At 71.0% G+C, this 13633-nt stretch carries 14 protein-coding genes; 10 read left to right on the top strand and 4 right to left on the bottom strand.

From position 1 onward, the window contains the following. The first annotated feature begins 84 nt into the window (after positions 1-84). Together BR85_RS10025 and BR85_RS10020 are read left to right on the top strand one after the other, a co-directional pair. The gene (locus tag BR85_RS10025) at positions 85-957 is read left to right on the top strand and encodes an N-acetylneuraminate synthase family protein (protein WP_028496244.1); all 873 of its coding nucleotides are present in this window, start codon (positions 85-87) and stop codon (positions 955-957) included. Beyond that, complete coding sequence (locus BR85_RS10020) at positions 954-2297, top strand: DUF6716 putative glycosyltransferase (protein ID WP_051526258.1); 1344 nt, start codon at positions 954-956, stop codon at positions 2295-2297. Before BR85_RS10025 ends, BR85_RS10020 begins: the two co-directional genes overlap by 4 nt. A 37-nt stretch (positions 2298-2334) precedes the next feature. On the opposite strand, the gene BR85_RS10015 is transcribed toward BR85_RS10020, so the two are convergent. Both BR85_RS10015 and BR85_RS10010 read right to left on the bottom strand, forming a co-directional pair. Beyond that, complete coding sequence (locus tag BR85_RS10015) at positions 2335-3516, bottom strand: hypothetical protein (RefSeq protein WP_028496245.1); 1182 nt, start codon at positions 3514-3516, stop codon at positions 2335-2337. 9 nt (positions 3517-3525) lie between these two features. Further along, positions 3526-4173, bottom strand: a complete 648-nt coding sequence (locus BR85_RS10010; RefSeq protein WP_036272651.1) for a TetR/AcrR family transcriptional regulator — start codon at positions 4171-4173, stop codon at positions 3526-3528. A 68-nt stretch (positions 4174-4241) separates the two neighbouring features. On the opposite strand from BR85_RS10010, the gene BR85_RS10005 reads away from it, so the two are divergent. The 6 genes from BR85_RS10005 (at position 4242) to BR85_RS09980 (ending at position 8600) form a co-directional block, all read left to right on the top strand. Continuing rightward, complete coding sequence (locus BR85_RS10005; protein WP_028496247.1) at positions 4242-5540, top strand: glycosyltransferase; 1299 nt, start codon at positions 4242-4244, stop codon at positions 5538-5540. Between the two features lie 168 nt (positions 5541-5708). Then, positions 5709-6047: a 30S ribosomal protein S6 gene (gene rpsF / locus BR85_RS10000; protein ID WP_036272727.1), complete on the top strand. Its 339-nt coding sequence runs from the start codon at positions 5709-5711 to the stop codon at positions 6045-6047. A 5-nt stretch (positions 6048-6052) separates the two neighbouring features. Continuing rightward, positions 6053-6571, top strand: coding sequence for a single-stranded DNA-binding protein (locus BR85_RS09995; protein ID WP_028496249.1), 519 nt, complete (start codon positions 6053-6055; stop codon positions 6569-6571). Positions 6572-6621: 50 nt separating this feature from the next. Then, a complete protein-coding gene (gene rpsR / locus BR85_RS09990; RefSeq protein ID WP_005054609.1) occupies positions 6622-6876 on the top strand; it encodes a 30S ribosomal protein S18 in 255 nt (84 codons plus the stop codon). A gap of 11 nt (positions 6877-6887) precedes the next feature. Beyond that, positions 6888-7340 (top strand): 50S ribosomal protein L9, encoded by a 453-nt coding sequence (gene rplI, locus BR85_RS09985; protein WP_028496250.1) that lies wholly within the window; start codon positions 6888-6890, stop codon positions 7338-7340. Between the two features lie 99 nt (positions 7341-7439). Next, positions 7440-8600, top strand: a complete 1161-nt coding sequence (locus BR85_RS09980) for a Gfo/Idh/MocA family protein (RefSeq protein ID WP_081782736.1) — start codon at positions 7440-7442, stop codon at positions 8598-8600. Positions 8601-8661: 61 nt separating this feature from the next. Here the strand turns inward: BR85_RS09980 and BR85_RS09975 are convergent, their stop codons facing one another. Both BR85_RS09975 and BR85_RS09970 read right to left on the bottom strand, forming a co-directional pair. Then, positions 8662-9819: a chaplin family protein gene (locus BR85_RS09975; protein ID WP_028496252.1), complete on the bottom strand. Its 1158-nt coding sequence runs from the start codon at positions 9817-9819 to the stop codon at positions 8662-8664. Positions 9820-9903: 84 nt separating this feature from the next. Next, the gene (locus tag BR85_RS09970) at positions 9904-10836 is read right to left on the bottom strand and encodes a hypothetical protein (RefSeq protein WP_036272656.1); all 933 of its coding nucleotides are present in this window, start codon (positions 10834-10836) and stop codon (positions 9904-9906) included. A gap of 414 nt (positions 10837-11250) precedes the next feature. Here BR85_RS09970 and dnaB point away from each other — a divergent pair, with 414 nt between their 5' ends. Both dnaB and BR85_RS09960 read left to right on the top strand, forming a co-directional pair. Next, positions 11251-12621: a replicative DNA helicase gene (dnaB, locus tag BR85_RS09965; RefSeq protein WP_028496254.1), complete on the top strand. Its 1371-nt coding sequence runs from the start codon at positions 11251-11253 to the stop codon at positions 12619-12621. A 47-nt stretch (positions 12622-12668) separates the two neighbouring features. Further along, positions 12669-13547, top strand: a complete 879-nt coding sequence (locus BR85_RS09960; RefSeq protein WP_028496255.1) for a hypothetical protein — start codon at positions 12669-12671, stop codon at positions 13545-13547. Positions 13548-13633: the final 86 nt, after the last annotated feature.

The following is a 13633-nucleotide window of genomic DNA, read 5'->3' as shown; positions in this document are numbered from 1 at the left end:
CCGCGCCCGCCACCCCGGGTTCACGGGCAGTTCACGACGCGCGATCAGTCTGGAGGCGAAGCCACCGGCGAGAGGAGGACGGATATGCCCGTCAGCATCGGGTCCCACGTCCTGGGCGGCGGCCACCCCGTCTACGTCATCGCGGAGATCGGCCTGAACCACAACGGCGACGTCGAACTGGCCAAGCAGCTCATCGACGTCGCCGCACGGGCCGGCGCGAATGCCGTCAAGTTCCAGAAGCGCACGCCCGACATCGCCACCCCGGAGCACATGCGCGACACCCTGCGCGAGACGCCGTGGGGAACCATGACCTACCTGCAGTACCGGCACCGCATCGAGTTCGGCCTGGACGAGTACGTCGAGATCGGCGACTACGCGACACTGTCGGGGCTGGACTGGTTCGCCTCGCCGTGGGATGTACCGAGTGTCGACTTCCTCGAGAGCCTCGGCGTCGTCGCGCACAAGGTGGCGTCGGCGAGCCTCACCGACACGGCACTCCTGGAGGCGCTGCGGGCGACGGGCAAGCCCGTCATCCTGTCCACCGGCATGTCGACGATCGAGCAGATCGACCGTGCGCTCAGCGTGCTCGGCACCGATCGCGTCGTCCTCATGCACACCACATCCACGTACCCCATGGAGCCGGAGGAGGCGAACCTGAAGGTCATCGCGACCCTCCGCGACCGCTACGCCGGCATCCCGGTCGGCTACTCGGGACACGAACGCGGACTCCAGATCTCCCTCGCCGCCGTCGCGCTCGGTGCCGTCGCGGTCGAGCGTCACATCACGCTGGACCGCACGATGTGGGGCTCCGATCACGCCGCGTCGCTCGAGCCGGGCGGCCTGGAGCACCTCGTCCGCGACATCCGCGTCATCGAGACGGCCCTCGGCGACGGGGTCAAGCGCATCTACCCCGGCGAGTTCGCCCCGATGGCGAAGCTCCGCCGCATACCGGCATGAGCGGCCCCGCGGACCGCCGGCCGCGACTGCGCGTCGTGGCGATCGCCGACGCGGATTCGTTCGTGAAGTGGTCGTCGGCGCTCATCGACGCGATCCCGGATGTCAACCCGCACCTCGTCCTGGTGCGGACGCCCCTCCTCGTGAGCGAAGAGCAGCAGGCGGCCGCGCTCGCCGGCACCCGCCTGAGCGCGGGCGACGTGACGCGGGTCGATCACGACGCGCTGACGCCGTGGCTCGCGGCGGATCGCCCGGATGTGATCGTCGTGGCCGGCCGCGGCCCGTTCGTCCGGCTCGTGCTGCGCCAGGTGGACCGCCTGCCGGTCCGCCCCGTCACCGTCTCCGGCCTGCCCGGCATGTCCATCCCCGCCCAGCGCGGCGCGGCGCTCTACCGTCGCCACGTCGATCTCCTCGTCGTGCATTCGCGCCGCGAGCTGCGCGCGTTCCGTGAACTGACCGGCCGCCTCGGGGTGTCCGTCGAGCTGGGCCTGGCGACGCTGCCGTACACCCGCAGCGCGCCGTCGGACGGCCGCGGCACCGACCTCGTGTTCGCGGCGCAGGCGATCGTTCCGCGCGAGCGGGCCGACCGGGCGGCGCTCGCCGACATCCTGCGGCGTGCGGCGCTCGCCGACCCCACCCGCCGCGTCGTCGTCAAGCTCCGCTCGCGCGCCGAGCGGGGCGAGCAGGAGACCCACCTGGAGCGCTCCGCGTACCAGGAGCTGCTCCGCGACCGCCCGGAGAACCTCGTCTTCTCGCACGAGCCGATGGCCGTCGCGCTCTCCCGCGCGGAGGGCCTCGTCACGGTGAGCTCGACGGCCGCCGTCGAGGCGATCGCGATGGGCGTGCCGGTCATCGCGCTGGACGCGTTCGGGGTGAGCAAGGCGCACCTGAACACCGTGTTCGTCGGCAGCGGCCTCTTCGGCGACGCCGACGACGTCGTGGCGCGCCGGTTCCGGCATCCGCACGCCGCGTGGCTCGACGACAACTACTTCCACGACCCGGCCGCCTCGACGTGGTGGGCGCGGGTGGGGGAGCTCGTGACGCAGCGGCGGCGCGGGGAGCTGCCGGCGCGATACGTTCCGGCGCCGCGCGGCGGCGCACTGCACGCCGCGTGGCACCGCAAAGCCGTGCTCGGCGCCGAGGATCGTACGGTCGCGGGGGCTGTCGCCCTGGCGCTCGGGTCGCCGGTGGTCCGCGCGATCCTCGCCGCGCGCCGGATCCGCGGCCGCCGCGGGGCGGGCACGTGGTCCGACGACAGCAGTGACATCACGGTGACCCCGGCGCGCCATCAGGATCCCATCCGCCGCCGCGGTCGGACGCTCGCCCTGTCCGCCGTGGACTGACCGCCCGGCGGCCCGCCCGCCGCGATGCGTCCCGCGCTCAGCGGGAGAACAGCGCCGACAGGATGCCGCCGAAGAACCCGGACTGCAGGACGAGCCAGAACAGCACGAACCCACCGAACAGGGCGATCGTGCCCCACGGCACGCGGCGCGTCAGCCGCCGGCCCTGCGGGGCGACGCCTGGCGGCGGGCGCAGCGCCGCCGTGGGGGCGGCGAACGGAAGCGCCGGGGCGGGCCCCGCCGCGACCGCGGGATGTGCCGTCGGGACGGCGATGTCGGCGAGGCGCGCGTCGCGCCAGCGCTCCCACTGTGCGAATTTGTCCAGCAGCGCTGCGACGGCGGCGAACAGCCACGCCCAGGTCGCCGGGTCGAGCGTGGAGAAGTCCCGCTTGGCGTAGAGGAACAGCCAGTCGTCGACGATCTCGACGTCGAGCGCCGCGGCGTTGTCGATGAACCGCGCCATGATGTCCGGCGTGAACAGGTACAGCGCGTCGCTCTCATAGCCGCGCGGGCAGTACAGCGCGAAGTACCGGTCGAAGTCGCCCTCGAGGCTCAGGCGCTGCTCCCTGTCGAAGGATGCGGGGAGGTTCGACCCGAACAGCGCGTTGTTGCCGAGGGCATCCAGCACGATGTGCGGCAGCGGCGTGGACAGCTTGACCGCGACATAGCCCCACTGATGCGTCATCTGGTTCTTGCCGGACCCGGTCGTGTAGCGGTAGTTCGCGAACTCGACGAAGCGCGGCTCACTCCCGCGCAGGATGTCCGTCGCACGACGGCCGTGCCCCAGCCCGAAGATCATGCCCGGTAGCGGCGGGGCGGGCGATTCGGCGTGCCACGTCATCCCGTTCGCCTGCGCGAACCGGTCGAGCCGGTACCAGCGCTCCCCGCTCGCGCCGCGGAACAGCTTCACGGCGACCACGACGACGAGACCGACGATCACGACGAGGAAGAAGATCGGGAAGACCGCGAACATGATGCCGGCGGGGCTCCCGCCGCCGTCACGCGCGAGCTGCCAGAACGACCCGAGGATGCCGATGGCGATGTTGGCGAACATGACGAGGAACACGACGCCGACCACGACCGCCACGACGACGGCTGCCGGGGCCGTCTTCGGTGCCCGCCCATCGGCCCGCAGTCGCTGCACGTACGCGCGGACGACGTTCCGGTCGACCGGTTCCACGAGCGGGCGGGCGTCGAAGGGCAGTGCCGAGGTCCACTCCATGCGGCCACGCTACCTGCCGCGTACCGCTGCCCACCCGAGCACGCTCTCCGACATCCAGGCGCGGTACCGCTTCGGTGTCCAGCCGGACTGCGCCACGAGCTGCTGGCAGCCCTCGGGCGACATGAGGAACGACAGCTCGTCCGCGAGCGCGTCGGCGTCGTCGGGCGGCGCGACGATCCCGCGACGCACGAGTTCCGCCACCAACATCCGGTAGTCGGCGCGCCGGTGCTCCAGGATCTCCGCCAGCGCCGTGGAGACCAGCGGGTCGGATGCCGAGGCGCCCAGCAGCACCGTCCACAGGGCGTAGCCGCGCTCATTGGCGCCGGCGATCTGACCGACGACGGCGTCCACGAAGGCGTCATCGGGAAGCGCGAAGACGCCCCGCGCCACCTCGGTGTCGGCCAGCGAGGGCGCCGACTCGACACCGGCGAAGACGACCTCGAACGCGGCCACGAGCAGGGAGGCTTTCGATCCCGCGGCCTTGACGGTCTCCACCGACACCCCCGCGGCCCGGCCGATCGCCGCGAGGGTCGTCGCCTGGTAGCCCTGCGTCGCGAAGAGCTCGGCGGCCGCGGCGACGATGCGCGTGCGGGTCTGGGCCGCCTGCGCGGTGCGCAGGTCGGATCGATAGGCGCGGGGGGATTCTTCGGGAACCACTATTGACTACCTCGTGGGTGTAGTGAATACTCTGACAGGCAAATCAAACTTAGACGAAGGATGCCGTCATGTCCACGTACCTCCTCACCTGCACGCCCGCGCACGGCCACGTCGCTCCGCTGCTGACGATCGCCCGCCACCTGCGGGAACAGGGCCACCGCGTGCGGATGCTGACGAGCGATCGCTACGCCGACCGCGTGCGCGCCGCAGACGTGGAGTTCCTGCCGCTGCCGCCCGCCGCCGACGTCGACCTCGACGAGCCGGATGCCGCGTTCCCGCAGCGCCGCGGACTGCGCGGCCCTGCGGCGCTGCGCTTCGACATGACGCATCTCTTCCTCCGGCCCGGGCCGGCGCAGTACGCCGCTCTGCGGGAGGCGCTCGCCGAGGCGCCGACGGACGCCGTCCTCACCGAGCCGCTCTTCGTCGGCGCCGCCCTGCTGAACGAACTGCCGCGCACCGAGCGTCCGCCGGTCGTGGCGCTCGGGATCTTCCCGCTCGGGGTCAAGAGCCGGGACACCGCACCGTTCGGCCTCGGGGTCACCCCGCGTCCCGGTGTCGCCGGGCGGCTCCGCAACGCGGCGCTGACCGTCGTCGCGGAGAAGATCGTCTTCGGACCTGTCACCCGTGTCGCGGACGAGGTCGCCCGCGAGGCCGTCGGCGCTCCGCTGTCGCGCTTCTTCCTGGACTGGGCCGGCGGCGCGGACGCGGTCGTGCAGTTCACCGTGCCGGCCTTCGAGTACCCGCGGAGCGACCTCCCGGCATCCGTGCACTTCGTCGGCCCGCTGCCGCCCACCGCGGGCGAGGTCGCGCTGCCGGACTGGTGGGCCGACCTCGACGGCACACGACCGGTGGTCCACGTCACGCAGGGCACGATCGCCAACGACGACCTCACGCAGCTCGTCGCTCCGACGCTGCAGGCGCTCGCCGATGAGGACGTGACGGTCGTCGTCAGCACCGGCGGGCGGGATGTCGCCGCGCTCGGCCCACTGCCGGCCAATGCGCGTGCCGCGAGCTACCTGCCGTACGCCGACCTCCTTCCGCGCGTGGATGCGATGGTCACCAACGGCGGCTACGGCGGAGTGCAGCAGGCGCTCGGTCACGGCATCCCGCTCGTGGTCGCCGGGCAGACCGAGGACAAGGTGGAGGTCAGCGCCCGCGTCGGGTGGTCGGGAGCCGGGATCAACCTCCGGACGAACCGGCCCACCCCCGCCGCGGTCCGGACGGCCGTGCGGAGCGTCCTCGACGAGCGCGGCTATGCCGAGCGCGCGCAGGCCCTGGCCGCCGCGTTCGCCGCCGCCCCCGGTCTCGCCGGCCTGGACGGCGTGCTCTCCGGCCTCGAGGCGCCGAAGCGGGCGCGACAGAACTGATTGGGCCGCTGACCGGGCATCCGCTAGACTGTGGAGGTTGTCCGGCATCGGCCCAGTCCGAAGAAGCCCGTGACACGTGCACACACCCTCCTGCTGCCGGGAAATGCCCGTCAGCCGTTCTAGTCCGAAGGAGGTGGGTTAGTGACGCACACGCATCAGTACGAGCTCATGGTCATCCTCGACCCCGAAATCGATGAGCGTCAGGTTGGCACCAACCTCGACAAGTTCCTCAAGGTCATCACCAACGAGGGCGGCAGCATCGACAACATCGACATCTGGGGCCGTCGCCGCCTGGCGTACGAGATCCAGAAGAAGAGCGAGGGCATCTACGCCGTCGTCAACTTCACCGCCACGAGCGAGGCCACGCAGGAGCTCGACCGTCAGCTGAAGCTGAACGAGCAGATCATGCGCACCAAGGTCCTCCGCGCCGAAGAGGCCATGGCCATGGTCGCTGCCGAGAAGGAGCGCTCCGACGCCAAGGCCGCCCGCAAGGCAGCGAAGGCGTAACGACGATGGCCGGCGAGACCGTCATCACCGTCGTGGGCAACCTCACGGCAGACCCCGAGCTGCGCTACACGCAGAACGGCCTGCCCGTCGCGAACTTCACGATCGCGTCGACTCCGCGCACCTTCGACCGCCAGGCCAACGAGTGGAAGGACGGCGAAGCGCTGTTCCTCCGCGCGTCGGTGTGGCGCGAGTTCGCCGAGCACGTGGCGGGTTCGCTCACGAAGGGTTCCCGCGTGATCGCGACCGGTCGCCTGAAGCAGCGTTCCTACCAGGACCGCGAAGGCAACAACCGGACGTCGATCGAGCTGGAGGTCGACGAGATCGGCCCCTCGCTGCGGTACGCGACGGCTCAGGTCACCCGCGCCGCCTCCGGCGGCAGCGGGAGCGGCGGTGGCGGCAGCTTCGGCGGCGGCCAGGCGCGTCCCCAGGTCCAGCAGGACGAGCCGTGGTCCACGCCCGGCTCGGCTGCCCCGGATGCCTGGAGCGCCCCCGGCACGTCGTACGGCGACGACACCCCGTTCTGATTCAGATTCCGGATGCCACCGGCATCCGATCACACTCGTAAGGAAGAAACATGGCTGGAAAGGCTACCGGCGATCGCCGTAAGCCGCGGAAGGGCGCCAAGAACGCCGCTCCCGCGAAGGCGATCCGCGTCGGCGTCATCGACTACAAGGACGTCGCAACACTTCGCAAGTTCATCTCGGAGCGCGGGAAGATCCGCGCCCGTCGTATCACCGGTGTCTCGGTTCAGGAGCAGCGTCTGATCGCCAAGGCGATCAAGAACGCGCGCGAAATGGCGCTCCTGCCCTACGCCGGCGCTGGCCGCTGAGGGGTAACGACATGGCAAAGCTGATTCTCACGAACGAGGTTGCCGGGCTCGGAAGCGCCGGCGACGTCATCGAGGTCAAGAACGGGTACGCCCGCAACTACCTCATCCCCCAGGGCTTCGCAGTGGCCTGGAGCCGCGGTGGCGAGAAGCAGGTGGCGTCCATCCGCGCCGCCCGCGAGTCGCGCGCGATCCACGACCACGAAGAGGCCGTGGCGCTCAAGGACGCCCTCGAGGCTGCCACCGTCAAGCTGGCCGTCACGGCCGGCAAGGAAGGCCGTCTGTTCGGCTCGGTGAAGACCGGCGACGTCGCAGACGCCGTCAAGGCCGCCGGCCTCGGTGACCTCGACAAGCGCAAGATCCACATCACCTCCCCGATCAAGGCCGTGGGCGAGCACGAGGCGACCGTTCGCCTCCGTGACGACCTCACCGCGGTGATCAAGCTGCAGGTGGTCGCCGCCAAGTAAGGCGTCGACGAGAGAAGCCCCGGACCCGAGCGGTCCGGGGCTTCTTCGTGTGCGGTGGTGGATTCGCGCGGAAGACATCTGATGTCTAATGTCTTCGGTATGGACGACATCCGCGCGCAGTCCTACGGCCCCGCTTACGGCACCGCTTCCCGCACCGCGGAGGTGCGCTACGGCCTCGTCGGGGCCGGGTACTTCGGCATGGCCCTCGGGCGGGGACTGGGGCGCCTGGAGGGCGCACGCATCACGCGGGTGTACGACCCCGAGCACGCCGCCGCCGCAGTCGAGGAGTTCGGGGCGGTCGCCACGGCATCCGTCGACGAACTCTGCGCGAGCCCCGACGTCGACGCCGTGATCGTGGCGTCGCCGAACTGGGCGCACCGCGAGGCCGCCGTCCTCGCCGCGCAGGCCGGCAAGCCGGTTTTCTCGGAGAAGCCGATCGCCCTGAGCTACGCGGACTGCAGCGCGATGGTGGATGCCGCCGCCGAGGCGGGTGTGCTGTTCATGGCTGGCCACGTGATGAACTTCATGAACGGCGTGCGGCTCGCCAAGCGCCTCATCGCGGACGGGACCCTCGGCAAGGTGTTGTACTGCCGCGCGGTGCGCACCGGCTGGGAGGAGCCGCAGCCGTCCATCTCGTGGAAGAAGCAGCGCGCCCTCTCCGGCGGGCACCTCTACCACCACATCCACGAGCTCGACGTCGTGCAGTTCATCATGGGACCGGCCACGACCGTCACGATGGTGGGCGGCAACGTCGCGCACCGCGGCGAGCAGTTCGGCGATGAGGACGACATGCTCCTCATCACGCTCGAGTTCGGCGACGACACGTTCGCCACGCTCGAGTACGGCTCGGCGTTCCGCTGGCCCGAGCACCACCTCCTCATCCAGGGCACGCGGGGCGCCGTCATGATCGACATGCAGCAGACCGGCGTGACCGTCCGCATCGGCGACCGCGTGGAGAAGCACCTCCTGCATCGCACCGCGGAGGAGGACGCGCAGCGCACGGCGACCTACGCGCACAGCGAGACGTCCGGCGCGATCGGCTACGGGAACCCGACGACCGTCCCGCCCCTGTGGCTCACCGGCATCGTCGAGGAGGAGACCGCCTACTTCCACGGCCTCCTGCAGGGCGCCGCACCCGAACCGGAATTCGCCGCGCTCACCGACGGCACCGCCGCGCGTGCCGCCATCGCCACCGCCGATGCGCTCAGCCTCTCGCTCGTCGAGAACCGCAAGGTCGAGGTCGCCGAGATCACGGGGTGACTCGACGGGCGGATGCCGCGGACCGGGGGGGTTCCGCGACACCGCCCGCCGAGCCGGTCTGTCAGGCGATGCGTCGGCGCGCGAGGAGCGCTGATCCCGCCGCAGTCAGCAGCACGCCCACCATCGGCAGGAGCGCCATCGCCGTGCCGCCGGTCTGCGCCAGCACCGCTGCCACAGCTCCGGATGCCGCGGCGCGGCCGACGACGGTCTCGCCGGCCGACTGTGCGATCGGTGCGCGATCCGGCAGGGTCGCCGGGGCGGTTCCGGGAACGGAGCCGGGGTCGGTTCCGGGGTTGCTGCCCGGATCGGTACCCGGTCCGGTGCCCGGGCTGACCGCGCCGGGCGCGGTCGATGCGGCATCCCCGATGACGGAGATCGCCGTCCCGCCGAGCGCGATGGGAGCCGTCACCGGAAGCACCAGCTGCGTGCCCCCGAGGACGCCATCGGCACCCGAGGTGGTCGGCAGGCCGCTCGCGGGCGGGGCGGCCGCCGGCGTGGCCGCCGGGCCGTCACCACCTGCGGCGGTGCTGTCCCCGATGACCGAGACGGCGAGGCCGCTGAGGTCGACCGGCACCTGGATCGGCGCGATCACCTGCGTGCCGCTCGCGATGCCGCCGTCCCCGGTGGTCGAGCCGCTCGGGGCGGTGCCGCCAGCCGACGCACCCGTCGGAGTCGTCGCGCCACCCCCGGCCGCACTGTCCCCGATGAGCGAGATCGCGACGCCGTCCACGGTGACCGGCACCGACACCGGCGCGACGGCCTGCGTGCCCGAAGCGACGGCATCCGCACCGTCTGTCGTGGCCACCGGCGCGGTCGCTGTCGATTCGGCCGCGCCCGTCGGTGTTCCCTGCATCGGGGCGGCCGACTCGGCGTCGCCGATGCCGGACACAGAGATGCCGTGGATGTCGACGGGGACGCTGACCGAGATGAGCGCCTGCGTTCCGGATGCGATGCCGCCGGTGCCGCTGGTCGTAGCCTCGGCGGGTGCCGACGCGGCCGCGGGCGCGGCGCCGCCGCTCGTGCTCGAGGCATCGCCGAGCAGCGAGACGGTCGCCCCGGACACCGTGACCGGTGCTTCGACCGAGAGGAGGGCCTGGGTTCCGGAGAGGAGCCCGTCTTCCCCGGATGTCTCCGCCGCCTGCGCGACGGTCGCGCCGAAGACCGTGAGGCCCCCGGCCAGCAGCGTGCCCCACAGGGCGCGCGTGACGTTGATGTTCATGGTTCTGTCTCCTTGATCTGACGTTCGTCACGGCGTGCGGGTGCACGCCGGATGCGTTCCGCCGAGACGGCGGCGCGGTGAACGTCAGTCGGGAGAGACGTCGGCGGGATAGACGGGCGACGCGGGGACACGGCTGTCCGTCGCGCCGTGACGCCGCGTCCAGGCATGGTGCGCGGCGAAGAGGACGAGTGCGAGCAGGGCGCCCGTGGCGGGACCCATGCCGGCTGAGCCCGCGGTGGCGGAGGAGCCGACGGGGAGGAAGCCGCTCCCGCCCGGCAGGACGGCCGATGCGAGCGGGGCGACCGCGTCGGCGACGACGGCCATCGGCGCGGCGACATGATCCGCGACGACCAGCAAGGACGTGAGCGCGGCGGACCACAGAGAGCCGGCGCTCGGCGACGAGTCGTCCATGCTCGGCGCGGACGGTGGGACGGTCGTCCCGCTTCCGACGGTCACGGGGTGGGCAGGCGGTGGGAAGGTCGGCGCGTCGCCCACGAGAGGCGGCACGACGACCGCATCCACGGCGGGGCGCACGACGTCCAGCACGGGTGCCAGCGCGTCCGTCACCGGCGTGAGTGCGGGGTCGAGCGCGCCCGCGACGGGGGTCACTGCGGCATCCACGAGCGGGGCGACCAGCGGTGCGATGGGGGCGACGACCGGGGCGACGACCTGCTCCACGACCGGGTGGACGACAGTCTCCGACACCGGCTTCACGACAGCGTCGATCGCGGGACCGACCACCGGCTGGACCGCCTCGGCGACCGGTCGGACGACGGGTGCCAGGACGTGCTCGGAGACCACGCTCGTCACGGGCTGGATGACCGGCTCGACGACAGCGTCCCGCAGCGTGGACGTCACGGTCGCGATGATGCCCGGCCGCTCGTCGTCGTCGTCCGCGTGCGCGATGGAGGGGCCGAACAGGAGGGAGAGAACGAGAAGCGCAAAGGCCGACCCGAACCCCGTCGCGATGGCGCGCGCGAGGCGCGACCCGTGCCCGTCGACGACTTCCACATCCACCTCCCGTGACGAAAGTCCGGCACGCACCGGGGGGTTGCGCGCTCTGGGATGCCAGTGTGGTGACGTTACCGGGCGGCCGTCCGATGTGTCCAGAGCGGAAGCGGAATCCCGACTTGACAAACGCGGATCCATCCCCAGCTGTCCACGGCGAGGACAACCTTCAAGCGACACTTCAATCACATTCCCACTCCACAGGGTGTGGAATAGCGAATGCCTGGTCAGAGGCGATATAAAAGTCGCGACGTTCGCGTATCCCGGGCGTTTTCCACAGGCGTTGTGCACAGGCGGTGCGGCGTTTCTCGCACGTTCTCCACACAGTTATCCACAGGCAGGTTTGCGGGGGTCGGACCCCATCCCTAACGTTGCGTGTGGCCCGCCCCCGAGGGCCCGACAATGCGTGCAGAAAGGTGCCGTATGTCTATTGCGGACATCTCGCAGGAACGTCTCGGCGCGCCCCGTGAACACGAGCGGACGCCCCCGCACGACCTGCTCGCCGAGCAGAGCGCGTTGGGCGGCATGCTCCTGTCGAAGGATGCCGTCGCCGACGTCATCGAGACCCTCCGCGGCACCGATTTCTACGTTCCGAAGCACGAGCTGATCTTCGAAGCGATCCTCACGCTCTACTCGCACGGTGAGCCCACCGACGTCGTGGCGGTCACCGACGAGCTCATCAAGAGCGGCGAGCTGCAGCGGGCCGGCGGCGCGGACTACCTGCACTCCCTGACCTCGATCGTGCCGACGGCCGCGAACGCCGGCTACTACGCGTCGATCGTCAACGAGCGCGCCTTGCTGCGCCGCCTTGTCGAGGCCGGCACCCGCATCGTCCAGATGGGCTACAACGGCCAGGGCGAGGCGCTCGACCTCGTCAACAACGCACAGGCGGAGATCTACTCCGTCACCGGCACCGAAGCCGCCGAGGACTACGTCCCGCTCGAGGTCGCCGTCGGCGTCGCCATCGAGGAGATCGAGGCCGCCCGCGGTCGCGACGGTCAGATGACCGGCATCCCGACCGGCTTCAGTGGTCTCGACCAGCTCACCAACGGCCTGCACCCCGGCCAGATGATCATCATCGCCGCGCGTCCCGCCATGGGTAAGTCGACGCTCGCGCTCGATTTCGCCCGCGCCGCGGCCATCAAGCACAACTACCCGACGATCTTCTTCTCGCTCGAAATGGGCAAGAGCGAGATCGCGATGCGTCTCATGAGTGCCGAGGGCGCCGTGCCGCTGCAGAGCATGCGCAAGGGCACGCTCGACTCGCGGGACTGGACGACGATCGCCGCGACGCGCGGCCGCATCAACGACGCGCCCCTCTACATCGACGACAGCCCGAACATGACGCTCGTCGAGATCCGCGCCAAGTGCCGTCGCCTCAAGCAGCGCGTGGGCCTGAAGATGGTCGTCATCGACTACCTCCAGCTCATGACGAGCGGCAAGCGCGTCGAGTCGCGCCAGCAGGAGGTCTCGGAGTTCTCCCGTGCCCTCAAGCTCCTCGCGAAGGAGCTGCAGGTGCCGGTCATCGCACTGTCGCAGCTGAACCGTGGTCCCGAGCAGCGCGCCGACAAGAAGCCGGCGCTCTCCGACCTGCGTGAATCGGGCTCGATCGAGCAGGATGCCGACATGGTCGTGCTCCTGCACCGCGAGGCCGCGTACGAGCGGGACAGCCCGCGCGCCGGCGAGGCCGACCTGATCGTCGCCAAGCACCGCAACGGCCCGACGGACACGATCACGGTCGCGTTCCAGGGTCACTTCTCCCGCTTCACCGACATGGCCGTCGGGATGGACTGAGGTGCAGCGATCGCGGCTCACCGGGGCCGCACGCGTATCCTCGTGGCGTGAATGACGTCGCCACCGCGCTCGCCGCTCCCGAGTGGGCGGCGCTGGCGCGCGGGCACGCGGCGCGTGCCGACGCGTTGACGGCGGGCCGGCGGGCGCGGGCGGCGGTCGGCCAGACGCACCCCGTCGACGACTTCCTCTTCACCTACTACAGCTACAAGCCCGCACTGCTGCGACGCTGGCACCCCGGCGCCGGGGTGCTCCTGGAGGATGCCGGCGAGGCCCGCGCCGCCTGGCGCTGGTATCGCGTCGAAGGCCGGCATGCGATCGTCGACCACGAGACTTTCGCTCGGGAGAAGAGCCTCCTCCTCACGGGCGTGGGTCGCATCCTGCGGGGCACGCGCTCACGGCGAGCACAGTTCGGATGCTTCGGGCTGCACGAGTGGGCGATGGTCTACCGTCAGTCCGCGCACCGGCATCCGGCGCCGCTGCGCCTGGGACAGGCCGACACGGACGCCGTCGTGGAGGCGCATCAGCTGGGCTGCACGCACTTCGACGCCTTCCGCTTCTTCACGCCCGAAGCCGTGCCGCGGAACCGGCGGCCGCTCGACCGCGAGCAGCAGCCGGCGACGGAGCAGCCGGGCTGCCTGCACGCGAATATGGACCTGTACAAGTGGGCGGTCAAGCTCGGTCCGCTGGTCCCGGGCCGTCTGCTGCTGGACTGCTTCGAGCTGGCACGCGATATCCGTGAGCTCGACATGCGTGCCTCCCCGTACGACCTGACCGAGTGGGGCTACGCGCCCGTGGCCATCGAATCGGCCGACGGGAAGGCGGTGTACGTCGCCCACCAGAGGGCCTTCGCCGAACGCGCCGAGCCGCTCCGCGAGGAGCTGATCGGGGCGGTCGACGGCGTGGCAGGCACTTCGCCCCGGGTGTGATTCCCTGAGCCGCCGATGAATCGGCTATGACGCGGCGCGCTCATGCGTCATTCTGGGCACCGTCATAGCTCCCGCGCCGACCATGA

The sequence above is a fragment of the Microbacterium sp. UNCCL10 genome (assembly GCF_000746195.1).
Classification (GTDB): domain Bacteria; phylum Actinomycetota; class Actinomycetes; order Actinomycetales; family Microbacteriaceae; genus Microbacterium; species Microbacterium saccharophilum.
The sequence above is the reverse complement of the archived record's forward strand: the minus strand, read 5'-3'. Positions and strand labels throughout refer to the sequence as shown.